Annotated in this window: 23 protein-coding genes; 9 read left to right on the top strand and 14 right to left on the bottom strand. The window is 73.1% G+C overall.

The features are described from left to right. Positions 1–127: 127 nt before the first annotated feature. From QPK52_RS04290 to QPK52_RS04270, 5 genes are all read right to left on the bottom strand, one after another. Complete coding sequence (locus tag QPK52_RS04290; protein ID WP_410535663.1) at positions 128–643, bottom strand: hypothetical protein; 516 nt, start codon at positions 641–643, stop codon at positions 128–130. 92 nt (positions 644–735) lie between these two features. Next, complete coding sequence (locus QPK52_RS04285) at positions 736–2541, bottom strand: alpha/beta hydrolase (protein ID WP_410535662.1); 1806 nt, start codon at positions 2539–2541, stop codon at positions 736–738. Further along, complete coding sequence (locus tag QPK52_RS04280; RefSeq protein ID WP_410535661.1) at positions 2538–2885, bottom strand: hypothetical protein; 348 nt, start codon at positions 2883–2885, stop codon at positions 2538–2540. Before QPK52_RS04280 ends, QPK52_RS04285 begins: the two co-directional genes overlap by 4 nt. 298 nt (positions 2886–3183) lie before the next feature. Continuing rightward, a complete protein-coding gene (locus QPK52_RS04275) occupies positions 3184–4557 on the bottom strand; it encodes a glycoside hydrolase family 18 protein (RefSeq protein WP_410535660.1) in 1374 nt (457 codons plus the stop codon). A 163-nt stretch (positions 4558–4720) separates the two neighbouring features. After that, the gene (locus QPK52_RS04270) at positions 4721–5482 is read right to left on the bottom strand and encodes a DUF1206 domain-containing protein (RefSeq protein WP_410535659.1); all 762 of its coding nucleotides are present in this window, start codon (positions 5480–5482) and stop codon (positions 4721–4723) included. Between the two features lie 201 nt (positions 5483–5683). Between QPK52_RS04270 and QPK52_RS04265 the strand changes: the two genes are divergently transcribed. From QPK52_RS04265 to QPK52_RS04250, 4 genes are all read left to right on the top strand, one after another. Continuing rightward, the gene (locus QPK52_RS04265; protein WP_410535658.1) at positions 5684–6832 is read left to right on the top strand and encodes an ATP-binding cassette domain-containing protein; all 1149 of its coding nucleotides are present in this window, start codon (positions 5684–5686) and stop codon (positions 6830–6832) included. After that, the gene (locus QPK52_RS04260; protein ID WP_410535657.1) at positions 6832–7653 is read left to right on the top strand and encodes an ABC transporter permease; all 822 of its coding nucleotides are present in this window, start codon (positions 6832–6834) and stop codon (positions 7651–7653) included. The genes QPK52_RS04265 and QPK52_RS04260 overlap by 1 nt, the downstream gene beginning before the upstream one ends. A gap of 41 nt (positions 7654–7694) precedes the next feature. Continuing rightward, positions 7695–8507: an ABC transporter permease gene (locus QPK52_RS04255; protein ID WP_410540192.1), complete on the top strand. Its 813-nt coding sequence runs from the start codon at positions 7695–7697 to the stop codon at positions 8505–8507. Positions 8508–8917: 410 nt separating this feature from the next. Beyond that, positions 8918–9613: an ester cyclase gene (locus tag QPK52_RS04250; protein WP_410535656.1), complete on the top strand. Its 696-nt coding sequence runs from the start codon at positions 8918–8920 to the stop codon at positions 9611–9613. A 72-nt stretch (positions 9614–9685) separates the two neighbouring features. On the opposite strand, the gene QPK52_RS04245 is transcribed toward QPK52_RS04250, so the two are convergent. The 6 genes from QPK52_RS04245 to QPK52_RS04220 form a co-directional block, all read right to left on the bottom strand. After that, a complete protein-coding gene (locus QPK52_RS04245) occupies positions 9686–10543 on the bottom strand; it encodes a glycoside hydrolase family 16 protein (RefSeq protein ID WP_410535655.1) in 858 nt (285 codons plus the stop codon). A 363-nt stretch (positions 10544–10906) separates the two neighbouring features. Next, entirely contained in the window at positions 10907–11887 is a 981-nt protein-coding gene (locus QPK52_RS04240; RefSeq protein WP_410535654.1) for an acyl-ACP desaturase, read from the bottom strand. Between the two features lie 220 nt (positions 11888–12107). After that, positions 12108–14552 (bottom strand): Tex family protein, encoded by a 2445-nt coding sequence (locus QPK52_RS04235; protein ID WP_410540190.1) that lies wholly within the window; start codon positions 14550–14552, stop codon positions 12108–12110. A 90-nt stretch (positions 14553–14642) separates the two neighbouring features. Continuing rightward, positions 14643–14768: an LPFR motif small protein gene (locus QPK52_RS04230; RefSeq protein ID WP_269846161.1), complete on the bottom strand. Its 126-nt coding sequence runs from the start codon at positions 14766–14768 to the stop codon at positions 14643–14645. Positions 14769–14871: 103 nt separating this feature from the next. Beyond that, a complete protein-coding gene (locus QPK52_RS04225; protein WP_410535653.1) occupies positions 14872–15735 on the bottom strand; it encodes an SCO6745 family protein in 864 nt (287 codons plus the stop codon). Positions 15736–15744: 9 nt separating this feature from the next. Then, entirely contained in the window at positions 15745–16539 is a 795-nt protein-coding gene (locus QPK52_RS04220; protein WP_410535652.1) for an enoyl-CoA hydratase/isomerase family protein, read from the bottom strand. A gap of 239 nt (positions 16540–16778) precedes the next feature. Between QPK52_RS04220 and QPK52_RS04215 the strand changes: the two genes are divergently transcribed. After that, a complete protein-coding gene (locus QPK52_RS04215; protein WP_410535651.1) occupies positions 16779–17438 on the top strand; it encodes an ATP-binding protein in 660 nt (219 codons plus the stop codon). Between the two features lie 36 nt (positions 17439–17474). On the opposite strand, the gene idi is transcribed toward QPK52_RS04215, so the two are convergent. The 3 genes from idi to galE all read right to left on the bottom strand — a co-directional run bounded on the left by idi (position 17475) and on the right by galE (position 20294). After that, entirely contained in the window at positions 17475–18035 is a 561-nt protein-coding gene (gene idi, locus QPK52_RS04210; RefSeq protein ID WP_093656079.1) for an isopentenyl-diphosphate Delta-isomerase, read from the bottom strand. A 135-nt stretch (positions 18036–18170) separates the two neighbouring features. Continuing rightward, on the bottom strand, positions 18171–19109 hold the full coding sequence (locus QPK52_RS04205; RefSeq protein WP_410535650.1) for a cation diffusion facilitator family transporter: 939 nt from the start codon (positions 19107–19109) through the stop codon (positions 18171–18173). 177 nt (positions 19110–19286) lie between these two features. Next, positions 19287–20294, bottom strand: coding sequence for a UDP-glucose 4-epimerase GalE (galE, locus tag QPK52_RS04200; RefSeq protein ID WP_410535649.1), 1008 nt, complete (start codon positions 20292–20294; stop codon positions 19287–19289). A 289-nt stretch (positions 20295–20583) separates the two neighbouring features. Here galE and QPK52_RS04195 point away from each other — a divergent pair, with 289 nt between their 5' ends. The 4 genes from QPK52_RS04195 to QPK52_RS04180 are packed head-to-tail and all read left to right on the top strand — an operon-like array spanning position 20584 to position 25052. Beyond that, positions 20584–22494: a DUF5941 domain-containing protein gene (locus tag QPK52_RS04195; protein ID WP_410535648.1), complete on the top strand. Its 1911-nt coding sequence runs from the start codon at positions 20584–20586 to the stop codon at positions 22492–22494. Continuing rightward, a complete protein-coding gene (locus QPK52_RS04190; protein WP_093656070.1) occupies positions 22491–23240 on the top strand; it encodes a sugar phosphate nucleotidyltransferase in 750 nt (249 codons plus the stop codon). The genes QPK52_RS04195 and QPK52_RS04190 overlap by 4 nt, the downstream gene beginning before the upstream one ends. After that, positions 23228–24289 carry an iron-containing alcohol dehydrogenase family protein gene (locus tag QPK52_RS04185; protein ID WP_410535647.1) on the top strand — a complete coding sequence of 354 codons (1062 nt, stop codon included), beginning with the start codon at positions 23228–23230 and terminating at the stop codon, positions 24287–24289. Before QPK52_RS04190 ends, QPK52_RS04185 begins: the two co-directional genes overlap by 13 nt. Beyond that, a complete protein-coding gene (locus QPK52_RS04180) occupies positions 24267–25052 on the top strand; it encodes a CDP-alcohol phosphatidyltransferase family protein (protein WP_410535646.1) in 786 nt (261 codons plus the stop codon). The genes QPK52_RS04185 and QPK52_RS04180 overlap by 23 nt, the downstream gene beginning before the upstream one ends. Positions 25053–25079 lie beyond the last annotated feature (27 nt).

Raw genomic sequence — 25079 nt, 5'->3', positions numbered from 1 at the left:
ACCGTCCCCGCTCCAGCGGCGCGACGCTCTCCCGTACCGCCCCGGCGAAGCCCCGGTTCCGAGCAGGGCGCGCCCCCGCAGCCCGGCTCGGAATGGCTTGCCTGTGCCAAGGACATGGCCCGTCCGGTCAGTCCGCGGTCGATTCCGACCCGCCGGACGTCATGGGGGTCCGTGCGGACCAGAAATCGGAGTGCCTGTCGGGAAGCGGTGGTTTCTTTCCTGTGTACTCGGGCTCGCCGGGCTCCGGGTTGGGCGGTGCCACCTCGGATTCCGCCACGCAGGGAGTCGTGACATCGAGGAAGACCTGTCCCTTGTAGCCGACTTCCAGAGACATGCGGAAATCATCTGGAGTCGCCGCGAATATCGCCGGGTTGTCAGGGTGGTTCCGTACGCTGGTGATCTCGTATCCGCTGTTCTTCCAGTGGCGTTCCAGGACACCGAGGAAGTTCCCTCTCCGCTCGTCGGAGATGACGGTCAGGACGGCTGCACGCCGGGTGACCGATCCTGTCCTGGTGCCCTCGCCGGAGGCGCCGCAAGAGCTTTCGGACGAGACGCTGTGGGCCCATGCGACGGGCGGCTTGGCGGCCCGCATGGTGCTGCTGACGATCTTGTCGGCTTCCTCGGCCGCTTCCTGCATGCTCATGGCCGGTTCTTCCACGCTCTTCCCCGTTTCCCTTGCGATCCCGCAGCTGGAGACTGCCAGCACCATCAGTACTGCCGCTGCCGATCTGGCTCTCACCGGTGCTCCTCGGAGGTGACAAGGTCGGGCCGGTCGGCGACGATGGCGCCGATGTTGGCGTTCGATTCCGGGTCTTTCTCGGGGTTGAAGTAGTTGGAGTGTGCCGGGGTGGGGCCTTCGCCATCAATGAGGGGGCGCGGGCCGTCGTCCACTCTGAATCGGTTGGCGCCGAAAGCCTCGCTGGCGGGGTCCTTCCCGAACCAGATGTCGTCGTCTTCGATGTCTGCCGACTTCGAGTGGAGGTAGGTGCCGAACGGTCCGGTTCCGAGACCGAGCGCGCCGCTCAGGGTTTCCTTCCTGGAGGGAAGTTTCGTCACGGGGTCGTTCTCCGCCGCCCCGACGTGGACGTGGCCTCTGCCCACCCCCAACTCCTCTGCTCTTTCCGCGTTCACTCCGGGGCTTCCCAGCAGAATGATGTCGTCGGCGCCGGGAATCCCGCCCGACTTCTGAGCCGCCAGGCCGACGGTGAGCGAGCCGTAGGAGTGACCGATCGCGGTGAGGTGGGGGTCGGGGTGCCGGTTGGTCGCGGCCAGGCCACCCATGAACTCGTTGTACGCGGGTGCCCCGCCGGCGGCATGGCTCTTGCTCATGACATCGGCGTTGTCCAGCCACTTCTCTGCCGGAAGCTGCGGTGCGTCGTAGCCGAGCCAGACGATCGACGCGCTCGAGGGATCGTACTTCTGAGCGGAAAGTGCGGTGTCCCGCGCCCGCTCCAGGTCGTTGTTGGCGAAATCCTCGTCCAGCGCGGTTCCGAGTCCGGGCACGTAAGCGGACACGTTCTTCGACGTGTCCGGGTTCCCGTAACTGACGATCGCGCGCCCGTTGCCCTCGTCCCCGATGCCGAGGAGGAACATCGGGGGCTCACTGTCCTCGTCCAGCTTCCGGTCGATGACCCGGAGTCCCTGGAGTTTGGTGGCCGCGCTCTCCGTCCCCTCGCCCTCCAGTTTGCCCATCAGCAGCGGCAGGTAGGTCCGGTTGGCGCTGTCGCGGACCTCCGCGGGGATACCGTCCAGGGAACCGATCTCACGGGGGTAGAGGGTGAGGTACTGCTCCCGCTCCTCCTTGCCGAGCTCGTCCCACCACTCCTTGCGCTGGGCCGGGGTTAGGTCACGGGGGATCTCCTTGCCGAGGTAGTCGTAGGCCGCGTCGCGTGCGATGGCGGAGTCGCGGTGGGCGTCGGCCCACATCGCGTCGCTGACGTCGATCCCGGGCTTGGTCCTCAGCCTCCGGATCGCCTCCGCGTAGTCGCCGTCCGCGGTCCGTGCGTCTCTCATCACGCGCGCGATCCGGTCGGCGATCTCCTGGGCCCTTGCACGGTTCGGGTTGCGGTCGGTCAGTTTCAGGGACGGGTCGGTGGTGGGCTTCAGCAGGTCGTGCGAGCCGGTGACGGTCCCGCCCGGTGGTTTGACACCGCCCACTTCCTCACCCGCCGAGGGGTAACTGACGGTACCGTCGGCGTGGACGGTGAACTTCAGAGCCTCGGCGTCGTCAAGGGCGTCCCTCAACTTCTTCTGGAAAACGTTGAATTCGTGTGCCAGGCCGTCCAGGGCGGTGCGTGCGAGCCCGCACTCCACATGGATGTAGTGGAAGTTCTCACTCAACCGGTCCAGCCTCCGGACCGCGGCCCGTGCGCCCTCTCCCTCCTGTGAGTCCTTCAGTCCGGCCAGTATCTCGCTGTCGACCCGGTCGCGGGCCGATCCCGACCGGTTGCTCGCCCCGGCCCAGCCGTCGGCGGCCTCCTCGATTCCGGCGATGTCCAGATCCCTGAGCTGCCGCCAGGTCAGTGTGCTCGCCACCGTCATCCCCCGAGCCGCTCGAAGGACGACTTGGTGGCCGTCTCGTTCTCGTCATGGTCCTTGGCCACCTGCCGCAGTTTCCCGCTGAGGCTCTCGCACTCCTTGCGGGCGTCCTCCAGACGCCGCTCCCACGACCGGCGGACGGTGTGCAGGGCCGCGATGCTCGCCAGCCCGACCCCCTCGACGCCCACGTCACCGTGGGAGGTCCCGAGCCGCTCCTCCGCGGTCCGCATGCTGCCTGCGAGATCGTCGGCCACACCGGCGGCCGATGTCCACGGGCCGTTGCTCTGCTTGAGGTCACCCGTGCCGCCGGGATCGGATCCCGGGGCGTCGGTGGACGCCAGCGTCATACGTGGGCTGTCGGCAGCAGGGGAACCCACGCCCCTGGGCCTCTCCGCGAGCTCGAGTAACTGCTGCCAGACATCCGACTGCCGGTCTTCCGCCATTCCGCGCCCCGCTCCATGCGATCACCGAGGTCATGCTGCCCTGCCCCCGTGCCGCGCGAAAGTACGGAAGGGCGTCGAGGGGGCAGGGCACACCTGATTCCGGTGGTCAGCATGGCGGCTGCGCGGTGCCGCCTCATGAGTACACGTACTCATCTCCACCCGTTCGGGCGACCCGCCTGCCGCGCCCGGCCGGACGGGCCGGTCAACTTCCCTTCCGCAGGCCCGCGTCGAGGGCGGACAGGAGGGTTCCCCGTGCGTCGTCGCCGTCCAGCGACCACACCATCACGCCCCCCAGGCCGTGCTCGCGGACGAAGGCGGCCTTGGCCCGCATCGTCGAGGCGTCGTCGAAGGTCCAGAACGTCCGGCTGCTCGCGTCGTACTTCCACACCGCCCCGGCGGCCCGGTCGCGGAAGACCCGGCCCGGCTGCCCGGCGACGAACCGGTAGGGCCGGCTGTCCAGCGCCGCCCCGGCCGGCTGGTGCAGTCCGTGGCCGTGCGGCGGCACGTCCTTCCAGCCGTAGCCGTAGAACGGGACGCCCAGCACCACCTTCCGCGCGGGCACGCCCTGCGCCACGTAGGCGCGGGCCGCCTGCTCGGCGCTCAGCCGCCCGCTGGTGACGTTCCGGGTCCTTCCGAGGCGGAGGTTGGCGTGGTGGTCGGTCGGCCCCTTCGGGGACCACGGCCCGGCGAAGTCGTACGCCATGACGTTCAGGAAGTCGGCGTGCCGGGCGAGTTCACCGGCCTCGATCCTGCTGCGCTTGGGCCAGTCCGGCGGAACGGCCGCGGTCAGCAGCAGCTCGCGTCCGGTCCGCCGCTCCGCGCCGTCGAGCCGCCGGCGGAACTCCGCCATCAGCAGCGTGAAGTTGCGGGTGTCCGCCGGGCGGTGGCGGTGCCCGCCGGAGCCGGGGTGGGCCGGGTACTCCCAGTCGAGGTCGATGCCGTCGAAGACCCCGGCCGCCGCGCCCGGCCCGCCCACGGGTCCGCCGCTGTCCGGGGTCTTGGGCAGATCGCCCCCGATGAACAGGTCCACGCACGAGGAGACGAGCTCCGCGCGGGACTTCGCCGTCAGCGCGGCGTCGGAGAAGTGCGCGGACTTCAGCGAGATGACGACCCGCAGATGCGGATGGCGCTTCTTGAGCTTGCGCAACTGGTTGAAGTTGCCCTTGAGGCGCTGCCCGGGACGGTCGGCCGCACCGTCGACGGACTCGGAGGCGGGTACCGGGCGCCGGTAGTCCCTCCAGGCGTCCTTGCGGGGGTTGTCGTCGGACTCCACGCACACACCCTTGTCCGAGACCTGCCCGAAGGCGTAGTCGACGACCGTGAGCCTGGCCGCGGCCCGGTCGATGTCCCTGACGTGGAAACCGTCCCCGGGCCCCCAGGAGGGGAAGTAGCCGACGCGCTCCCCGCCGGGCCGCCCGGAGGTGGCCGGGGCCCCGGCCGGCGCGGCGGAGGCCGGGGTGGAGGCCGGGGCGGGCGGCGCGGAGGCGAGCAGCACCGCCAGCGCGCCCGCGAGGAGCGGCACGGCCCCGGGCCGGCGGGGCCGTGGGGGAGGGGCGTTACGGGATGCGGCGGTCATGGGGCTCCCCGGGGTCCGGTTCGTTGGCCGGACCATGATCGGGAGAAAGAGGCTCCATCCGGCGGCACGCCGGTCGGATCATCACCCGAACCACCGCAACAGCCCGTACGCATGTCCCCCGAAAGAGGCAGCGGTCCGCCGGCAAGGCGGCGGCGCCCGCCTCCTAACCCTTGTGCCAACGGGCCATTGCGAACAAGAACAGCCCGTACAGCGCCAGCCCCACGGCGACCGCCGCCAGCAGCCACGGGCCGGCCGGGGTGGCGGCGAGGGCGCGCAGGGAGTCGTCCAGGCCCTTCGCCCGGTCCGGGTCGTACCGCACGGCCGCCAGGACGGCGAAGCCGCCCGCCACCGCGAACACCAGCCCGCGCGCGAGGCCGCCCGCCACGCCCAGGAAGTCCACGGCGCGGCGCAGGCGCGCGGGCACCGGGCCCAGCTCCCGGCGGAACTCGTGCCGCAGCGCCCGCACCGCGCTCCACACGCCGATCGCGACGACCGCCAGACCGAGCGCGCCGACCAGCCAGCGCCCGGCGGGCAGGTCGAGCACCCGGGAGGTGAGGTCCTGGGACTGCCGGTCGCTCGACCCGCCGTTCGCGCTCCCCGTGGCGAAGGCGATCGCGGAGGCCGACAGCACGGCGAGCACCGCGCACCGCGCGGCCGAGCGCAGCCGCTCCTTCGCCGTGTGCCCCTCCGGGCGCGCCGCGCCCAGCAGGGCCTCCGACAGCCGCCACAGGGCCAGCCCGGCCAGCCCGATGCCGACCGCCCACACCAGCGCCCGTCCGAACGGCTGCTGGGCCAGCTCCCGCAGCGCGCCGCCGCTGTCGGCCTGGCCCTCCCGGTCGCCGAAGGCGATCCGCAGGGCCAGCAGACCGATCAGCAGGTAGATCACGCCGTACGCGACCAGTCCCCAGCGGGCGGCCGTCGTCATGGCGGAGCTGTTCGCCGCCCGTCTGGCACCCCCGCGTATCGACGCCGGTGCCGGTGCGGATGTCCTCGTCGGTGTCCTCATACCGCCCCGTCTGCCCCGGGCGGGCGCACCGACGCCCGCGGACGGGGACCCGGGAAATCGTTTGCCGACGCTCCGCGGGGTCCGGCAGCCTCGTCGGGGACCGACGGACGGAGACGTGTTTTGGCAACGTTGGCAGCCGGACCGGACACGGCGGCGGAGGGGATCGTCGCCCGGAACCTCACCAGGACCTTCCACACCGCGGTACGGCGGCCCGGTCTCGTCGGCGCGCTGAGATCGCTGGTCGACCCGCTGCGGGTGGAGAAGACCGCCGTGCGGGACGTCTCCTTCAGCGTGGAGCGCGGCCGGCTGCTCGCCCTGCTCGGGCCGAACGGCGCGGGCAAGTCCACCACCATCAAGATGCTCACCGGCATCCTCACCCCCACCTCCGGGGAGGCCCGGGTCGCCGGGGTGGTGCCCTACCGGGAGCGGGAGCGCAACGCCCGCAACATCGGGGCCGTCTTCGGCCAGCGCACCCAGCTGTGGTGGGACCTGCCGGCCCGCGAGTCGTTCGCCGTCCTGCGCGACGTCTACGGGGTGCCGCAGGCCGAACACCGCGCCCGGCTGGCCGAGTTCGACTCCCTGCTGGAGCTGTCGGAGTTCTGGGACACCCGTGTGCGCCACCTCTCGCTGGGCCAGCGGGTGCGGTGCGACCTGGCCGCGGCGCTGCTCCACGACCCGCCGGTCGTCTTCCTGGACGAGCCCACCATCGGCATGGACGTGGTGGTCAAGGAGCAGGTCCGCGGCTTCCTGCGGCACCAGGTGGAGCGGCGCGGCCGCACCGTGCTGCTGACCACCCACGACATGACCGAGGTGGCCCGGCTGGCGGAGCGGGTGGTGCTGATCAACCACGGCCGGATCGTGCTGGACGGCTCGCTGGAGGAGATCCGCGGACGGTTCGGCGGCACCTGGCAGGTGCACGCGACGCTGGACCCGGTGGAGCTGGAGGGCGCGCCGCCGCCCGGGATCCGGGTGGTGCGCCGGGAGGGGCCGCGTGTGGTGTTCGGCCCGGACGGCTCCGGTGGTGCCGCCCCGCCCACCGTCCACCGGGCGCTGCGGGCGATCGTCGAGCGCTACCGGGTGACCGATCTGGCGCTGGAGGAGAACGACCTGGAGGACGTGATGCGCGCCGCCTACCTGCGGCGGGAGGAGCGTCCGGCGCGGGACGCGGCCGAGGACGGCGCGGCCGAGGATGGCGCGGCCGAGGATGGCGCGGCGGCGGGCGGCGCGGCCGGGGACGGTACGGCGCCCGCCGCCGGGCGGAGCGCCTGATGGCGGCACCGGCCCGGGCGCCGCACCGGCCCTGGCGGACGGCCTGGATCACCCCGCGGGGCGAGTTGCTCTCCCCGCCCCGGCTCACCGCCACCGCCCTGCGCCTGACCGTGCAGGTCTTCCTGGTGGTCTTCCTGTGGCGGGGCCTGTACGCGCAGACCGACGGAGCCGTCGCCGGACTCGACCGCGAGCAGGCCGTCGCCTACGCCGTCCTGGCCGTACTGGCCCTGCGCATCCGGGAACTGGACCGGCACTCGGGACGCGACACCGTCCAGCAACATCTGCACCACGGCACCATCGTCTACTGGTTCCTGCGCCCGGTGGCGCCGCGCCGCTACCACGCGCTGCGCGCCCTGGGCGACCAGCTCTACGGCTTCGCCTGGGTGGCGGCCGGCTACCTGCTCTGCCGTTCGGCCGGAGTGCTGCCCCCGCCCGCCTCCGCCGAAGCCGGCGCCGCGTTCCTGGCCGGTGTGGTGCTGGGGCAACTGGTCCTGTACCGGGTGATGCTCCTGGTCGACCTGCTGTGCTTCTGGACGCTGCGCGACGGCGCGGCCCTGCGGATCGTGCAGTTCGCGCAGAACCTGCTCTCCGGCGCCTTCGCGCCGCTGTGGTTCTTCCCCGGCTGGTTCCGCACGATGAGCGACTTCCTGCCCTTCCAGGCCACGCTCAACACCCCGCTGTCCCTCTACATCGGCCGCATCCCGCCCTCCGAGGCCCCGCACGCGCTGCTGGTGCAGGCGGCGTGGGCGGTCGGGCTGGCCGTGCTCACCCGGTGGCTGTGGCACCGCGCCGCCCTTCGCGTCGTCTCCCAGGGAGGGTGACCGCCGTGTCCCTCGCCGTCGACCCAACCGCCGCCGGACGGCTGCGGCGGTGGGCCCGCGCCTGGTGCGTCGCCTGGCGGATCACCCGGCTCAACTTCCGCGCGCAGCTCGAGTACCGCGCCGAGTTCCTGATGTCCGTCGGGATGGGCGTCGCCTGGCAGTCGTCCGTCATCGTCTTCGCCACCGTGCTGCTCCAGCGCTTTCCCGGCATGGGCGGCTGGAGCGGCGCGGACGTACTGCTGATCGTCGGCATGCGGATGCTGGCCCACGCCCTGTACGTGCTGCTCTTCGGCCGGGTCCACAGCCTGTCGTTCCTGGTGCAGGAGGGCCGGCTCGACGCCTGCCTGCTGCGCCCGATGCCCGTCTACCGGCAGATCCAGCTCACCGTCTTCCCCACCCACGGCCTGGGGGACCTGGCGGTGGGTGCCACCATGTTCGCCTTCGCCGTCCAGCAGGCCGCCGAGCCCTGGACGGCCGGGCGGGCGGTCTTCCTGGCGGCCGGGGTGGCGGGCGGCATGCTGGTGGAGGCGGCCGTCTTCACCGCCGTCTCCTGCGCCGCGCTGCGTTTCCCGTCCGCCTTCTACTGGAGCACCTGGGCGGACGAGCTGATGGCGACCTTCGGCAGCTACCCGCTGTCGATCCTGCCGAAGGCGGTGAGCGGGGTGTTCACCTTCGTGCTGCCGCTGGCGTTCGTCGCCTATCTCCCGGCAGGTGTGCTGACCGGGCACGGCGCGGCGCTGGGCGTCCCGTTCTGGCTGGCGGCGGCATCCCCGGCGGTGGGCCTGGCGCTCTTCGCCGCGGCGCGCCTGCTGTGGAACCGGAGCCTGCGGCACTACACCGGCGTCAACGGCTGACCACCGGCCCGGAGCGCCCACCGCTGCGAACAGCGGGTTCCGCCTTCCGACGGGGCGTTACCGGTTGGCCTTTCCGGCTGTCCGGTCAGGCACGCCGGCCCGACCGCGGACAGAACGGGGAGGGGAGACGACGCGAGACCTCGCGCGGACTCCGCCCGGCTGCCCGACCAGGTCTGCTCGCCGTGGTCGGGGGCCGCCGGCCCGGGGCCGCACCGGGCCCGCGGCCCGTCGGCCGGGCCCGATGGCCGGCACCGTCCCGCCCGGCTGCGTGGCCGGCCGGCTGTGCCGCGGGAAGACCGTCCGGGCCGAGTCCGGCCCCGGGGGGATCGCGCCCAGCGGGCGGGACATAGGGCGCATAACGGCTATAGCCTGGAAATGCCTCGACTTTCCCAGCGGCGGGAGGCGACATCATGACGTTCATCCAGGTCATCGACTGCAGGACCCATCAGGCCGACGAGCTGGACCGGCTGATGGACGACTGGGTCCGGGCGACCCAGGGCAAGCGGACGGCCACCCACTCGATCGTCGCGCGGGACCGCTCCGACCCCGACCACGTGGTGGAGATCGTGGAGTTCCCCTCCTACGAGGAGGCGATGCGCAACTCCCATCTGCCCGAGACCGACCGGATCTTCCAGAGGCTGGCGGCCGCCTGTGACGAGGGTCCGACGTTCACGGACCTGGAGGTCTCCCGGGACGAGCAGCTCAACACCGGCGTGGTCCGCACCTTCATCGAGGAGGTGATCAACGGAAGGAACCTCGACGTCGCGGACGGACTGTGCACCGACGACTACCGCGAGCACGACCCCTCGCTCTCCTCCTACGACGTCAGGCTCGCGCAGGCCAAGGAGGAGAACCAGGAGATCCTGGAGGCGTTCCAGCCGGTGATGAGCATCGAGGACCTGTTCGCCGAGGGTGACAAGGTCTGTGCGCGGCTGTCCTACACCGGCCGCCACTCGGGGCCGTACCAGGGCCTGGAGCCCACCGGCAAGGAGATCACCGGGACCGGCCACGCCACCTTCCGCCTCGTGGACGGGAAGATCGCGGAGAGCTGGTGGAACTGGGACGACCTCGGTTTGCTGCGGCAGGTCGGCGCCGTGGACATCTGACCCGGGCCGGTGCGGGGAAGGCGGTGCGCGGGGAGGGCCCGGCCCTCCCCGCGCGCCACCGGGCCGCCGGGATCAGCGGGGGAGCGTGGTGGAGTCGACGTAGGCGGAGACCGCTGCCTGGGGCTGCTCGCGGGCCGGTCCGTCCAGCGGGTCCCACTCGTTGGTGTGCCAGACGTTCTGCATGAAGGCCGACGGCTTGTCCGGGATGCGGGAGGCGGGGCCGCGGTAGTCCCACAGCACGTTCCTGCGCCCGCTGTCGTCGTAGCCCCAGAAGGTCACCGAGTCCGGCTGCCAGTCGAACATGAAGGTGCGGAACTGGGTGGAGGAGTCGAAGCCGGGCACGGGCGTGACGCTCGCGGGGCTGTTCTCACCCGGCAGTTCGGGTTGGCAGTCCCCGCCGAGCCGCACCATGTAGCAGTTGTGCAGGACCTTCCCGGTACGCATGTCGATCGCGCGGGAGATCTTGCGCACGGGGATGGGCTGCCCCGGCGCCACCGAACCGTCGTAGTCGGTCCAGATGGTCAGCCAGACGACGTGGGGCTGGGCGCAGAGGACCTCGATGTCGATCTCGTCGTTGTCCGGCAGTCCGTTGCCGTTGCCGTCGGAGTGGTCGGTGGAGTAGGTGAAGGTGCCGGTCACCACGCCGAGGCGGCCCTGGCCGGTGCAGTCCGCCGTCCTGATGCGGGTGCCGTAGGTGCCGTAGCGGTAGGTGGTGTCGTTGCTGCTGATCTCCACGCCGCTGCCCGGGCCGGCGCCGGGGCGGGCGCCGAGCCTGAGCTGGAGCGCGCGGCCGTCGTCGGGGCCGTTCATCGACACGACGCCGACGGTGCCGCCGGGAGCCGATGTACGGGAGAAGTGGGGGGAGTCGCCGGTCCAGTGCTCCGTGACGGGTGCCGCCGCGGCCGAGTTGGCGAAGAGGACACCGCACATGGCGGCCGCCGCGGTGGCCGTGAGCCATCGCAGGCGCCGGATTCCGGGGCGGGTTCGGGGCGGAGACGATGTGTGGGGCAAGGTCTCTCCATCGTGAGGGGCTCGTACGGGGGGTGTCCGGCCCGGTCCGCCGGGCGGTTGCCGGACGGTCGTCCGGAGGCGGAACGGCGGCGGACGGTATGAGAGCGCTCTCAGGATCGGCCGCGGCGGCATCCGTGTCAATGGTCCGGACCTGCCGCCCCGTTCCGGGCCGGCAGCGCCGTGCCCGCCCCGTGGCGGATCACGGGGCGGGCACAGTGGCAGGGTTGGGCACGGCGGCAGGGCTGGGTGCGGCCCGCCGGGGGCCGGGGCGCGGCGAAGGCTTCAGGCCCCGGCGGCCGCCTTGCGGGCCTCGATGCGGGCGCGGCGGGCGGCCAGGCGCTCGTCGAGCTTGCGGGCCTCGCCGTCCAGGCCGTCCAGGTACAGGCCCAGCTCCTCCTGGGCCTTCAGGCCCTCCGGGCCGAGCCCGCCGATCTCCATGACCTTCAGATGGCGCAGCACCGGCTGGAGCACGTCGTCGTGGTGGATGCGCAGGTTGTAGATGCCGCCGATCGCCATCTGCGCGGCGGCCCGCTCGAAGCCGGGCATGCCGTGCCCGGGCATCCGGAAGTTCACCACCACGTCGCGCACCGCCGACATCGTCTGGTCCGGGGCCAGTTCGAAGGCCGCCCGCAGCAGGTTGCGGTAGAAGACCATGTGCAGGTTCTCGTCGGTGGCGATGCGGGCGAGCATCCGGTCGCAGACCGGATCGCCGGACTGGTGGCCGGTGTTGCGGTGGGAGATGCGGGTGGCCAGCTCCTGGAAGGCGACGTAGGCCACGGAGTGGAGCATCGAGTGGCGGTTGTCGGACTCGAAGCCCTCCGACATGTGCGCCATCCGGAACTCCTCCAGCTTCACCGGGTCCACGGCGCGGGAGGTCAGCAGGTAGTCGCGCATCACGATGCCGTGCCGCCCCTCCTCGGCGGTCCAGCGGTGCACCCATGTGCCCCAGGCGCCGTCGCGGCCGAAGAGGGTGGCGATCTCGTGGTGGTAGCTGGGGAGGTTGTCCTCGGTCAGCAGGTTGACCACCAGGGCGATGCGGCCGATGTCGGTGACCTTGGACTGCTCCGGCTCCCACGGGTCGCCGCCGAGCGGACCGTCGAAGTTGCGGCCGTCGCTCCAGGGGACGTACTCGTGCGGCATCCAGTCCTTGGCGACCTGCAGATGACGGTTGAGCTCCTTCTCCACCACCTCTTCCAGGGCGTAGAGCAGACGGGCGTCCGTCCACTGCTCCGAGCCGGGGGCGTACGGGGTGGCGAGGGTCATGAAGGCTCCACGGGGATGGGGGGAAACACTACCTACGATAGCGTAGGTTACGAAACCGTAGGTTGATGGACCAGTAAAAGGCAATATCGGTTCCGTGAGCAGATGGGGACGGTGTGTGCCCGAGGGCGGGCAGGCCCGGGAACCCCGGAAGCCGCGGGGCGGAAATCAGCGGAGGCGGGGGCGGCGCTGTGCGCCGCCCCTCCGCTGGGTCGTCCGGACGTCAGAGCAGGCCCGCGCGGCGCAGGGCCTCGGCCATCTCGCTGTTGGCCGGAGCCGCGTCGCGCCCCCGTCCGCCCCCGCCCCGCCGTTCGCCCTGGCGCGGGCGCGGAGCGGAGGCGCGCCGGCCGCCCTCGCGCTGCCCGCCTCCGCGCTGACCGCGCGCCGGACGGCCGCCGTCGCCCGCACCCGGGCCGGTCTCGTCGTCCAGCCGCAGCGTCAGAGAGATCCGCTTGCGCGGCACGTCCACGTCCAGCACCTTGACCTGCACGACGTCGCCGGACTTCACCACCTCGCGCGGGTCCTTCACGAACGCCTTCGACATCGCCGAGACGTGGACCAGGCCGTCCTGGTGCACGCCGACGTCCACGAAGGCGCCGAACGCGGCGACGTTGGTGACCACGCCCTCCAGGACCATGCCCGGCTCCAGGTCGCCGATCTTCTCCACGCCCTCCTTGAAGGTGGCCGTGCGGAACGCCGGGCGCGGGTCGCGGCCCGGCTTCTCCAGCTCCCTGATGATGTCGGTCACCGTCGGCAGGCCGAAGGTGTCGTCCACGAACTCCTGCGGCCGCAGGCCGCGCAGCACCTTGGTGTTGCCGATCAGGGCCGCGACGTCGCTGCCCGTCGTCTTCACCATCCGGCGCACCACCGGGTACGCCTCGGGGTGGACGGCGGAGGCGTCCAGCGGATCGTCCCCGCCGCGGATGCGCAGGAAGCCCGCGCACTGCTCATACGCCTTGGGGCCGAGCCGGGGGACGTCCTTGAGCGCCCTGCGGCTGCGGAAGGGGCCGTTGGCGTCGCGGTGGGCGACGATGTTCTCCGCCAGGCCCGCGCCGATGCCCGACACCCGCGACAGCAGCGGCGCCGAGGCGGTGTTGACGTCCACGCCGACGCCGTTGACGCAGTCCTCCACCACCGCGTCCAGCGAGCGCGACAGCTTCACCTCGGAGACGTCGTGCTGGTACTGGCCCACCCCGATCGACTTGGGGTCGATCTTGACCAGTTCGGCCAGCGGGTCCTGCAGGCGCCGGGCGATGGAGACCGCGCCGCGCAGCGAGACGTCCAGGTCGGGCAGTTCGCGGGAGGCGAAGGCGGAAGCGGAGTACACCGAGGCCCCCGCCTCCGAGACCATCACCTTCGTCAGCTTCAACTCCGGCCGCGCCGCGCACAGTTCGGCGGCCAGCCGGTCCGTCTCGCGGGAGGCGGTGCCGTTGCCGACGGCGATCAGCTCCACCCGGTGCTCCTGCGCCAGCCGAGCCAGCGTCGCCAGCGACTCCTTCCAGCGGTTCTGCGGCACGTGCGGGTAGATCGTCTCGGTGGCGGCCACCTTGCCGGTGGCGTCGACGACGGCGACCTTCACACCCGTGCGGAAGCCCGGGTCCAGGCCCATGGTGGCGCGGGTGCCGGCCGGGGCGGCCAGCAGCAGGTCGCGCAGGTTGGCCGCGAACACCGCGACCGCCTCGTCCTCCGCGGCGGTGCGCAGCCGCAGCCGCAGGTCGATGCCCAGGTGCACCAGGATGCGGGTGCGCCAGGCCCAGCGCACGGTGTCGGCCAGCCAGCGGTCGGCCGGGCGGCCGCGGTCCTCGATGCCGAAGCGGCGGGCGATCGCGCGCTCGTACTCGGAGGGGCCGGTGGTCTCGCGCAGGGCGCCGCCCTCCGCGGCCTCTCCGGCGGGTTCCGGCTCCGGCTCCAGGGAGAGGTCGAGGACCTCCTCCTTCTCACCGCGCAGCATCGCCAGCACCCGGTGCGAGGGCAGCTCGGTGAAGGGCTCTGAGAAGTCGAAGTAGTCGGCGAACTTGGCGCCCTGCTCCTGCTTGCCCTCGCGCACCTTCGCCACGAGCCGGCCGCGCCGCCACATCGTCTCGCGCAGTTCGCCGATCAGGTCGGCGTCCTCCCCGAAGCGCTCGGTGAGGATCGCGCGGGTGCCCTCCAGCGCGGCGGAGGCGTCGGCCACGCCCTTGTCCGGGTCGGTGAAGGCCGCCGCGGCGGCGGCCGGCTCCACGGACGGGTCGGCGAGCAGTCCGTCGGCCAGCGGCTCCAGGCCCGCCTCGCGGGCGATCTGCGCCTTGGTGCGCCGCTTGGGCTTGTAGGGCAGGTAGACGTCCTCCAGGCGCGCCTTGGAGTCGGCGGCCCGGATGCGGGCCTCCAGCTCGGCGTCGAGCTTCCCCTGGGAGCGTACGGACTCCAGGATCGCCGCCCGCCGCTCCTCCAGCTCCCGCAGGTAGCGCAGCCGCTCCTCCAGGGCGCGCAGCTGCGCGTCGTCCAGGCCGCCGGTGGCCTCCTTGCGGTAGCGCGCGACGAACGGCACGGTCGAGCCGCCGTCGAGCAGTTCGACGGCGGCCCTGACCTGTCGTTCCCGTACGCCGAGTTCCTCGGCGATCCTGCCCTCGACGGACGCCGCGCCGGACGTGCCGGCCGGTGCCGCGCCCTCGACGGGCGTCTCTCCGATGGACTGTGTCACGATCCGTTCCGCCTCACTCGGTGCTGGGTGCTCCCCCGGTAGCCCGCATTGTTGCAGGCCGCACCGACAGGCGGACGGTCAGACGCGGCGTCCGGCGTGCGAAGCCCCGCCGAAGAGGCGGGCGAGAAGGCGGAAGGGCAGCGTCACCACGGTCGCGATGGCGCCGCCGACGGTACGGAGTGCGTCTGCTATGGCTCGGAACATGCTGTACGCGTGACCGCTCGGACGCCGGACAAACAACCTTCCGTCCGGACCGGCCGGTTTCCGCCCCTCCAGGACTCCGTCCGGGACCCGTCCGGACAGCGGTTCACCCCTTGCCGAACAGGTCCGCCGGGAAGGCGCCCGAGGCGAGGGCCGCGCCGGTGAAGGCGCCGCACAGCTCGGTCAGCCGCTCGGTGCCCGCCGCGCCCAGATGCTCGTACGGCGCGGCGTCGAGCCGGTCGGTCTCCTCCTCCAGCGCCTTGCGCAGGGCGGTTCCGGCCTCGGTCAACTCGCCGTCGCCGTCCAGCAGTCCGCGCCCGCGCAGCCGCTCCTGGGCCTCCTCCCAGTCCCGGCGGCTCCAGCCGCGGGTGGCCAGCACCCACCTGGGGCTCATGCCGCGGCCGCTGGCGGTGTGGCTGACCAGCGCCTCCATCGGGTCCAGCCCGGCGTGCTGGAGGACGGCGACATGGGCGTCGCCGCGGTGCTCGCGCAGCAGCGAGGCGCCGTGCCACAGTGCCAGGTGCGGGGCCTCGGGCACGGGGAGGTCGGAGAGTGCCGCGTACAGCGGGCGGCCCGGGCGGGTGCACCCCTCGGCGGCGCGCAGGGCCAGTTCGGCGGCCTCGGCCATCTCCTTGGAAGCCGCCGCCTCCTCGCCCAGCAGGCGCCGCAGCATGGAGTCGGCGGCGCGCAGCCGGGCTGCGAGCACGGTCTCGGGGGCGGCCAGCTCCCACACGGCCGGCAGGTGGCGGGCGACGAGGGCGTGGTGGAAGCTGTGGAAGGTCGCGGTGACGACTCCGGGCCCGACCCGGCCCAGCGCCGCGGCACGGCCGGCGAAGTAGACCGCGGAGGGGTCCTCGATGCCGTAGGGGGCCAGCTCGCGGGCCAGGTCGGGGGCGAAGTAGAGAGCCGAGTGCAGCGGGTTGACGGCGTTGTGGCAGCGCCGCCCGGCTTTGGCGGGGAGGGACGTCATACCCGCACGCTACCCGTCGGTAAGTGGCCAGGTGAAGACCGGAGAACGCCGTTCCAGGAAGGCGGCCACCCCCTCGGCCCGTTCACCGCTCTCCCGGGCGCGCTCCTCCCAGTACGCGACCCGCTCCGCCGGTACGGGGCCGGCCCCGGCGCCGTTCGCGAACTCCTTGGCGGCGGCCTGGGTGAGCTGCGAGCGCGAGACGAGCAGCCGCGCGAACGCCGCGACCCGCCCGTCCAGTTCGTCCTCCGGGTGCACCTCGTCGGCCAGCCCGGTGCGCAGGGCCCGCTCGGCGCCGATCAACTCGCCGGAGAACAGCAGGTACTTGGCGGTGGCAGGGCCGACCAGGGAGACCAGGCGCCGGGTGGAGGACGCGCCGTAGACGATGCCCAGCTTCGCCGGGGTGATGCCGAACAGGGCTCCCTCGGCGGCGAAGCGCAGATCGCAGGCGACGGCGAGCTGGCAGCCGCCGCCCACGCAGTGCCCGCGCACGGCCGCGAGCGTGGGCCGCGGGAAGGCCGCCAGCGCCTCCTCGGCGGCCACCGCCAGGCCGCGGGACTCCTCGTCGCCCTCGCGCAGGGCGGAGATGTCGGCGCCCGAGCAGAAGGTGCCGCCCTCGCCGGTGAGGACCAGGGCCCGTACGGAGGGGTCGGCGGCGAGCCGCTCCAGCACGGCGGGCATCCGCCGCCACATGTCCGGCGTCATCGCGTTGCGCTTGGCCGGGTTGCGGATGGTCAGGGTGGCGACGCCGTCCTGGACGGAGACCGGCAGGGCCGGACCGCCGGCCGGAGGGGTTTGCGCGGGCATGGGCCGGATCGTAACGGCAGCGGGTGCGGGGGCCGTTTCGGGGGCGCAGAAACGATCGCGCAGGGTCGGTCACAGTCGCGAACGGCGCGCAAGTCTTCTGTCAATTGCCATCGATAAGTGCCAAGTTGCGGTCACAGTGCCGGATCGCGCGCACGGCGGGCCAACACTCGACGGGAGAACCGGTCCGGAACCGGTCCGGGCCGAGGCGGCCGGCGAGAGCCGAGAGCGGGGTGCGGCAGATGGACATCCGCGGGGATTCCCTTCCTGACCGGGACAGACGGGCGCCCGTGGCCGCGCCGGACCGGCCGGCCGCGCCATCGCGGCCGCAACCGCGTCCCCGGCCGCAGGAACAGCCGCAGGAGCAGACGCGGCGACAGACGCAGCCGTACGCCCGGCCACAGCCCCACCCCCGGCCGTACGAGGGCGCCTGGCGCTTCACCGTCCCGGTGCACGAGTCCTCCGTGCCCCGGGCGCGCCACGCCGTGCGGGACCTCCTGCGCCGCAGGGGCGCCCCGGTCACCGGCGAGCTGATGGACGGCCTGCTGCTGATCCTCTCCGAGTTGGTCACCAACGCCGTGCGGCACGCGGCCCTGCTCTCCGAGGAGATCGGCGTCGAGATCTCCCTCGACGCCGGCCGGGTGCGCCTGGGGGTCGAGGACGGTCACCCCTACCGCCCCGCGGCGCTGGCCGCCGCCCCGGGGCGGGAGCACACCGGGGGGCGGGGGCTGCTCCTGGTCAGGGCCATCGCCGCCGAGGCGGGCGGGTTCTGCGAGGCCGACCGGACCGCCTCCGGCGGCAAGGTGGTCCGGGTCGAGATGCGGCTGGCCCCCCTGCCGCCTTCGGCACCGCCTTCGACATCGCCGTCGGCACAGCCCTCGACACCGCCGCCGGCCCGCTGAAGCGCGCCGCGGCTCAGCGGGCCGGCGGCGTGTGCGTCACCAGCCGGCCGAGACCCCGGTCACCTCGCGGATGCCGCCCCGCGCCGCGTCCAGCACCGTCATGAACCAGGCCGAGAACGGCTCCGCCTCGTGCCGCTTGAGCAGCTCCTCGGGCGTCACGAACGCCGTCTCCGCGATCTCCTCCGGGTCCGGCCGGGGCATGTCCCGCACCAGTCCCGCGAAGAGGTGGTTGTACTCCTGCTCGACCAGGCCGGAGGCCGGGTCCGGATGGTTGTAGCGCACCGTCCCCGCCTCCCGCATCAGCGAGGGGGCCATGCCCAGTTCCTCGCCGACCCGCCGCGCCGCGGCGGCGAAGGGCTGCTCGCCGGGGTAGGGGTGGCCGCAGCAGGTGTTGGACCACACACCGGGGGAGTGGTACTTGCCCAGCGCCCTGCGCTGGAGCAGCAGCCGGCCCATGTCGTCGAAGAGGAAGACGGAGAAGGCCCGGTGCAGCCGACCGGGGGCCTGGTGGGCGGAGAGCTTCTCCGCGGTCCCGATCGTCCTGCCGTCCTCGTCGACCAGCTCGAGCATGATCGGGTCCGCCGTGCCGTTGGTCATGTCCGCCCTTCACCGCGAATGCGTCGGAACGGCATTTCTCCGATGTTCCGACTGTCCGCTCCAGTGTGCCGTACACGGACGGGGGCCGCTCGCCGGGCGTGCGGTACTCGGTCCGTCACGGCGCAGGTGGGGGCGTCAGTGGCACAGCCGCCCCTCGCGCGCCGCGTGCCCGTGCGGCTCAAGCTGGAAGGTGCAGTGCTCGACGTCGAAGTGCCGGCCCAGGCAGCCGTGGAGATCCCGCAGGATCCTGTCGTGGCCCCCCTCGGCCTCCAGCGCCTCCCGGCCGACCACCACGTGCGCGGAGAGCACCGGCATGCCGGAGGTGATGGTCCACACGTGCAGGTCGTGCAGGTCCTCCACTCCGGGCACGCCCAGGATGTGCGCCCGCACCCCGGCCATGTCCACATGCCGGGGCGCCGCCTCCAGCAGGACGTCGATCGCCTCGCGGGCCAGCCGCACCGTCCGCGGCACGATCAGCACCGCGATCAGCAGCGAGGCGACGGGGTCGGCCTGCCGCCAGCCGGTGAACATGATCACCAGCGCGGCGGCGATCACCGCCAGGGAGCCCAGGGCGTCCGCCGCGACCTCCAGGAAGGCGCCCCGCACGTTCAGGCTCTCGCGCTGCCCGCGCATCAGCAGGGCCAGGGACAGGCCGTTGAGCGCCAGGCCGACGACGCCGAACAGGACCGTCAGGCCCCCGGGCACCTCCTGGGGGTGGCGCAGCCGTTCGACGGCCTCCACCAGGATGTAGCCGCCCACCCCGAGCAGCAGCAGGGCGTTGAGCAGTGCGGCGAGGATCTCGGCCCGGGCGAGGCCGAAGGTGCGCCGCTCGCTGCCGGGCCGGTTGGCGACGTGGATCGCCAGCAGAGCCATCCCGATGCCGACCGCGTCGGTGGCCACATGGCCGGCGTCGGCCAGCAGCGCCAGCGAACCGGTCAGCGCGGCGCCCGCGAGCTCGGCCAGCAGCAGGACGACCGCGATGGCCAGCGCGGCGCGCAGCCGCCCCCGGTAGGCGGCTCCCGCCGTACCCGGCCCGGCCGGCCGCGGCCCGCCGTGGTTGTGCCCTGCGCCCATGGATGATGCCTCCCGTATAGCGGCCGGCGCCGCGTACGACCGGTGCGGACCATCCCAGTGAACTACGGGCGGGGGGTATGGGGCAACGCGGCACTGAACACCGTTGTCATCCCCCCTGACCTGCGCTTTCCAGTCGCCTGGCGGATGGCGCCCGCCCGTTCGGGGGTCCGGCCCGGATCACTCGGGGAGTGCGGCCGCGTCCCGCCGGAGGCCATCGGCGTGGCGCAGGCGCCAGCCCTCCCAGGCCGAGGCCACCATCTCGCGCACCCCGTGCCGGGGGCTCCAGCCCAGCTCCTCGCCGATCCGCTGGGCCGAGGCGACCACGCGCGGGGGGTCCCCGGGGCGGCGCGGGGCGACGACCGGGGTGGGCTCGCGGATGCCGGTGGTCTCGACGACGAGGTCGGCCAGCTCCCGCACCGACACGCCCTCGCCGGAGCCCACGTTCACCGTCAGGTCCCCGCCGGCCGGGCGCTCCGCCAGGTGGCGGGCGACGGCCAGATGCGCCTCGGCCAGATCGGCGACGTGGATGTAGTCGCGGACGCAGGTTCCGTCGGGGGTGGGGTAGTCGTCGCCGAAGATCCGCGGGGCCTCACCGCGAGTGAGGGCGTCGAAGAACATCGGGATGACGTTGAACACGCCGACGTCGGCCAGCTCCGGCCGCGCGGCCCCCGCCACGTTGAAGTAGCGCAGGCAGGCGGTGGACAGCCCGTGCGCCCGCCCGGCGGCGCGCACCAGCCACTCGCCCGCCAGCTTCGTCTCGCCGTAGGGGCTCAGCGGGACGCAGGGGGTGTCCTCGGTGACCAGGTCCACGTCCGGCATGCCGTAGACGGCGGCGGAGGAGGAGAACAGGAGGCGCCGCACCCCGGCCGCGACCACGGCCTCCAGCAGCACCGTGAGCCCGTGCAGGTTCTCCCGGTAGTACGTCAGCGGGTGCTCCACCGACTCGCCCACCTGCTTCTTCGCCGCCAGGTGCACCACGCCCGTGACGCCGTGCCCGGCGATCGTGCGGTCGAGCAGCCCGCGGTCGGCGACCGATCCGCGCACCAGGGGCACGCCGGGCGGCAACCGCTCGGGCAGGCCGCTGGAGACGTCGTCGAGCACGACGACCTCCTCGCCGGCCTCCGCCATCGCCCGCGCCACGTGTGCGCCGACGTATCCGATTCCTCCGGTCACCAGCCACGTCATGGCCGCAGCCTAACCACCGGCCGGACACCGCCGCGGACGCGCTCCTTGTGCGAGCCACCGGGATCGAGGATCCTGGAACGCGGTCCGTGGTGTTCTGTCACCTTTCGTGACGGCCGGGCGCTCTCGTCCGGTGAATGCGGGGTGAACGGACGCTTCCACCTATCCGATAACCTCTGGCCACGTGCTGCCTGCCCCCGAACGGGTGATGGAGCACGGTGACCGCTGCCCGGATGCCGCTCGTTACGGACCGCGCCGCGGACGGTACGGCTTCCAAGGAGTGAGTTCGTTCTTGTCGACCGCCATTCTCACCGGTCCGCCGGTCGCGGGGGCGCCCCTGGAGGGCGATCTGCGGTCGCTGGGGTTCGACGTGCGGGTGGCGGAGGACGCCGCCGGGGTGGAGACGGCGCTGGCGGCCGTACCGGCCGGCGAGCGCGTCGCCCTCGTCGACTCCCGCTTCGTCGGGCACGTGCACAGCCTGCGGCTGGCCCTGACCGACCCGCGCTTCCCCGCCGCCGCGATCCCCGGCGCGCTGGCCGTCCGGCCCGGGGCGCGCACCGCCCTGGTCCGCGCCGTGTCCGCCGCCGTCTCCGCGGCCGCCGCCCCGTCCGCGCGGACCGCGCCCGCCGCCGCGGTGCGCACCGCCGCCCGCGGTCCCGCCGGCCTGCCCGACCGGGTGGCCGCGGCCCTGGACGAGGACGGCCGGGCGCCCGCCGTCCACCGGCCCGAGCTGGGCGTCCTCGTCGCCGCCGTGCCCGCCGACGGCGCGGAGCGTGCCGAGGCGGAACGGGCCGTGGCGGCCGTCGACGACGAGCGGGTGCGGCTGCGCTCGGCGGTGAAGTCCCGCGACGGCTTCTTCACCACCTTCTTCGTCAGCCCCTACTCCCGCCACCTCGCCCGCTGGTGCGCCCGGCGCGGACTCACCCCCAACCAGGTGACCACCGCCTCGCTGCTCACCGCGCTGATCGCCGCCGCCTGCGCGGCCACCGGCACCCGCGGCGGCTTCGTCGCGGCCGGGGTGCTGCTGATCGCCTCGTTCGTGCTGGACTGCACCGACGGCCAGCTCGCCCGCTACGCGCTGAAGTACTCCAAGCTCGGCGCCTGGCTGGACGCCACCTTCGACCGGGCCAAGGAGTACGCCTACTACGCGGGCCTGGCCCTCGGCGCGGCCCGCGGCGGCGACGACGTATGGGCCCTGGCGCTGGGCGCGATGGTGCTCCAGACCTGCCGCCACGTGGTGGACTTCTCCTTCAACGAGGCCGACCGCCACGAGAGGGAGGCCGGCGGGCAGCACACGGGAGAGCGCGGGGGGGAGCCCGCGGCCGGGAGCGCCAACCCCGCCGCCGCCCTGTCCGGGAGGCTCGACAGGGTCGGCTGGACGGTGTGGGCCCGCCGCATGATCGTGCTGCCCATCGGCGAACGCTGGGCGCTGATCGCCCTCCTCACCGCGCTCACCACGCCCCGCACCACCTTCGTCGTGCTGCTGGCCGGATGCGCGTTCGCCGCCTGCTACACCACCGCCGGGCGGGTGCTGCGCTCCCTCAGCCGCAAGGACGTGCGCACCGACGGCGCCGCGCGGGCCCTGGCCGAGCTGGCCGACTCCGGACCGCTGGCCGAGGGCGTGGCGCGGGCCGCCGCGTTCCGGCGGCGCGGCGGGCGGCCGTCCGGGTTCGCCGCCCCGGCCCTCGCCCTGCTCGGCTCGGCCGCCCTGGTGGCCGCCGCGCTGTGGGCGCCGGTCGGACCCTGGCTGCCGGCCGCCGCGCTCGGCTACGCCGCCCTGTCAGGACTGGCCGTCGCCCGCCCGCTCAAGGGCGCGCTGGACTGGCTGGTCCCGCCCCTCTTCCGCGCGGCGGAGTACACCACCGTCCTGGCGCTGGCCGCCCGTTCGGAGGCGGAGGGGGCCCTGCCCGCCGCGTTCGGGCTGGTCGCGGCGGTCGCCTACCATCACTACGACACGGTGTACCGCATCCGCGGCGGCACCGGCGCCCCCCCGCGCCTGCTGGTGCGGGCGATCGGCGGGCACGAGGGACGCGCTGTGGCGGTCACGGCCGCCGCCGCCCTCTGGGCCGCGGGGCAGGGCTTCACGATCGCGCTCACGGCCCTGGCCGGGGCCCTGGCGCTCACGGTGATCACCGAGAGCGTCCGTTTCTGGGTGTCCTCACACGCACCCGCCGTACACGACGAAACAGGAGAACCCGCATGATCGGCCTCGTGCTGGCCGCCGGCGCCGGACGGCGTCTGCGCCCCTACACCGACACCCTGCCCAAGGCCCTGGTGCCGGTGGACCCGGCGGGCGAGGGCACCACCACCGTGCTGGACCTCACCCTCGGCAACTTCCGCGAGGTCGGCCTCACCGACGTCGCCGTGGTCGTGGGCTACCGCAAGGAGGCCGTCCACGAGCGCAGGGCCGCCCTGGAGAAGAAGTACGGGGTCAAGCTCCACCTGGTGGAGAACGACAAGGCCGAGGAGTGGAACAACGCCTACTCCCTGTGGTGCGCCCGCGACGTCATCAAGGAGGGCGTGATCCTGGCCAACGGAGACACCGTCCATCCCGTCTCCGTCGAGCAGACGCTGCTGGAGGCCCGCGGCAAGGGGCAGCGGATCATCCTCGCCCTCGACACGGTCAAGAAGCTGGCCGACGAGGAGATGAAGGTCGTCACCGAGCCCGGCAGGGGCGTGCGCCGCATCACCAAGCTGATGGACCCGGCCGACGCCACCGGCGAGTACATCGGTGTGACCCTCATCGAGGGCGACGCCGCCGCCGACCTGGCCGACGCGCTGAAGGCCACCTACGAGCGCGACCCGCAGCTCTACTACGAGGACGGCTACCAGGAGATGGTCGACCGCGGCCTCACCATCGACACCGCCGCGATCGGCGACGTCAGGTGGGTCGAGATCGACAACCACGACGATCTGAACAAGGCGCGGGAGATCGCGTGCCAGTACTGACCCGGCTCATTCCGTCGCCGGTCGTCGTCGACATCAGGCCCGGTGCGCTGGACGATCTGGCGAGTCTCCTGGTCGACCAGCGCATCTCGGCCTCCGGCAAGCTCGCCATCGCCATCAGCGGCGGCTCGGGCGCGGCCCTGCGCGCACGGTTCGCGCCCGCCCTGCCGGGCGCCGACTGGTACGAGGTCGGCGGCGGCACGCTGGACGACGCGATCAAGCTGGCCGACGCGATGAAGTCAGGCCACTACGACGCGGTCGTCGGCATGGGCGGCGGCAAGATCATCGACTGCGCCAAGTTCGCCGCCGCGCGCATCGGCCTGCCGCTGGTCGCCGTCGCCACCAACCTCAGCCACGACGGCCTGTGCTCCCCCGTCGCCACGCTCGACAACGACGCCGGCCGCGGCTCGTACGGAGTGCCGAACCCGATCGCGATCGTGATCGACCTCGACGTCATCCGCGAGGCCCCGATCCGCTTCGTGCGCTCGGGTGTCGGCGACGTGATCTCCAACATCTCCGCAGTCGCCGACTGGGAACTCTCCCACAAGGTCACCGGCGAGTCGATCGACGGCCTGGCCGCCGCCATGGCCCGCCAGGCCGGCGAGGCGGTGCTGCGCCACCCGGGCGGCTGCGGCGACGACGAGTTCCTCACCGTGCTGGCCGAGGGGCTGGTGCTCACCGGCATCTCCATGTCGGTCGCCGGCGACAGCCGCCCCGCCTCCGGCGCCTGCCACGAGATCAACCACGCCTTCGACCTGCTCTACCCCAAGCGCGCCGCCGCCCACGGCGAGCAGTGCGGGCTCGGGGCGGCCTTCGCGATGCACCTGCGCGGGGCGGAGGAGCAGACGGCGCTGATCGTCGACGTGCTGCGCCGCCACGGCCTGCCCGTGCTGCCCGGCGAGATCGGCTTCAACGAGGACGAGTTCGTGCGCGCGGTGGAGTACGCGCCGCAGACCCGGCCCGGGCGCTACACGATCATCGAGCACCTGGACCTGTCCACCGACCAGATCAGGGACGCGTACGCCGACTATGTCAAAGCCGTCAGTAGCTGAACTCCGCCCGGTCGTCCACCCCGCCGGGGTGAAGGACCGGCGCAGCGGTGAGCACTGGGCCGGGCGCCTGTACATGCGGGAGATCTCGCTGCGCTGGACCCGGCATCTGGTGAACACCCGGATAACGCCCAACCAGCTCACCTACCTGATGGTCGTCGCCGGTGTGGCGGCCGGCGCCGTACTGCTGGTGCCCGGCCCGGCCGGGGCCGTCCTCGCCGCCCTCCTCATCCAGCTCTACCTGCTGCTGGACTGCGTGGACGGCGAGGTCGCCCGCTGGCGGAAGCAGACCTCCATCACCGGCGTCTACCTCGACCGGGTGGGCCACTACCTGGCCGAGGCGGCGCTGCTGGTCGGCTTCGGGGTGCGGGCCGCCGACGTCTTCCGCACCGAGGGGGCCTCCGCGAACTGGCTGTGGGCCTTCCTGGGCACCGTGGCCGCGCTGGGCGCGATCCTGATCAAGGCCGAGACCGACCTGGTGGACGTGGCCCGCTCCCGCAGCGGCCTGCCCGCAGTGAAGGACGAGGCGGCCGTGCCCCGCTCCTCGGGGCTGGCACTGGCCCGCCGGGCGGCCGCGGCGCTGAAGTTCCACCGGCTGGTCGGCGGCGTCGAGGCGTCCCTGGTGATCCTGCTGGTCGCGGTGGCGGACGTACTGCACGGCGGCCTGTTCTTCACCCGGCTGGGCGTCGCCGTCCTGGCGGCCATCGCGGTCCTGCAGACGCTGCTGCACCTGGTGTCCATCCTGGCCTCGAGCCGGCTGCGGTGAGGGCGGTGAACGACGTTGAGTGACATG

The organism is Streptomyces sp. KL2 (genome assembly GCF_046529545.1).
Classification (GTDB): domain Bacteria; phylum Actinomycetota; class Actinomycetes; order Streptomycetales; family Streptomycetaceae; genus Streptomyces; species Streptomyces radiopugnans.
The sequence above is the reverse complement of the archived record's forward strand: the minus strand, read 5'-3'. Positions and strand labels throughout refer to the sequence as shown.

What these genes read in the sequence shown, in the direction of transcription:
- QPK52_RS04250 (WP_410535656.1), top strand. Translation starts at nt 8,918, where the DNA reads ATGACGTTCATCCAGGTCATCGACTGCAGGACCCATCAGGCCGACGAG.
- QPK52_RS04270 (WP_410535659.1), bottom strand. Translation starts at nt 5,482, where the DNA reads ATGACGACGGCCGCCCGCTGGGGACTGGTCGCGTACGGCGTGATCTAC.
- QPK52_RS04220 (WP_410535652.1), bottom strand. Translation starts at nt 16,539, where the DNA reads ATGCCCGCGCAAACCCCTCCGGCCGGCGGTCCGGCCCTGCCGGTCTCC.
- QPK52_RS04230 (WP_269846161.1), bottom strand. Translation starts at nt 14,768, where the DNA reads ATGTTCCGAGCCATAGCAGACGCACTCCGTACCGTCGGCGGCGCCATC.
- QPK52_RS04215 (WP_410535651.1), top strand. Translation starts at nt 16,779, where the DNA reads ATGGACATCCGCGGGGATTCCCTTCCTGACCGGGACAGACGGGCGCCC.
- QPK52_RS04205 (WP_410535650.1), bottom strand. Translation starts at nt 19,109, where the DNA reads ATGGGCGCAGGGCACAACCACGGCGGGCCGCGGCCGGCCGGGCCGGGT.
- QPK52_RS04275 (WP_410535660.1), bottom strand. Translation starts at nt 4,557, where the DNA reads ATGACCGCCGCATCCCGTAACGCCCCTCCCCCACGGCCCCGCCGGCCC.
- idi (WP_093656079.1), bottom strand. Translation starts at nt 18,035, where the DNA reads ATGACCAACGGCACGGCGGACCCGATCATGCTCGAGCTGGTCGACGAG.
- QPK52_RS04190 (WP_093656070.1), top strand. Translation starts at nt 22,491, where the DNA reads ATGATCGGCCTCGTGCTGGCCGCCGGCGCCGGACGGCGTCTGCGCCCC.
- QPK52_RS04225 (WP_410535653.1), bottom strand. Translation starts at nt 15,735, where the DNA reads ATGACGTCCCTCCCCGCCAAAGCCGGGCGGCGCTGCCACAACGCCGTC.
- galE (WP_410535649.1), bottom strand. Translation starts at nt 20,294, where the DNA reads ATGACGTGGCTGGTGACCGGAGGAATCGGATACGTCGGCGCACACGTG.
- QPK52_RS04245 (WP_410535655.1), bottom strand. Translation starts at nt 10,543, where the DNA reads ATGTGCGGTGTCCTCTTCGCCAACTCGGCCGCGGCGGCACCCGTCACG.
- QPK52_RS04240 (WP_410535654.1), bottom strand. Translation starts at nt 11,887, where the DNA reads ATGACCCTCGCCACCCCGTACGCCCCCGGCTCGGAGCAGTGGACGGAC.
- QPK52_RS04180 (WP_410535646.1), top strand. Translation starts at nt 24,267, where the DNA reads ATGTCAAAGCCGTCAGTAGCTGAACTCCGCCCGGTCGTCCACCCCGCC.
- QPK52_RS04285 (WP_410535662.1), bottom strand. Translation starts at nt 2,541, where the DNA reads ATGACGGTGGCGAGCACACTGACCTGGCGGCAGCTCAGGGATCTGGAC.
- QPK52_RS04280 (WP_410535661.1), bottom strand. Translation starts at nt 2,885, where the DNA reads ATGACGCTGGCGTCCACCGACGCCCCGGGATCCGATCCCGGCGGCACG.
- QPK52_RS04260 (WP_410535657.1), top strand. Translation starts at nt 6,832, where the DNA reads ATGGCGGCACCGGCCCGGGCGCCGCACCGGCCCTGGCGGACGGCCTGG.
- QPK52_RS04290 (WP_410535663.1), bottom strand. Translation starts at nt 643, where the DNA reads ATGAGCATGCAGGAAGCGGCCGAGGAAGCCGACAAGATCGTCAGCAGC.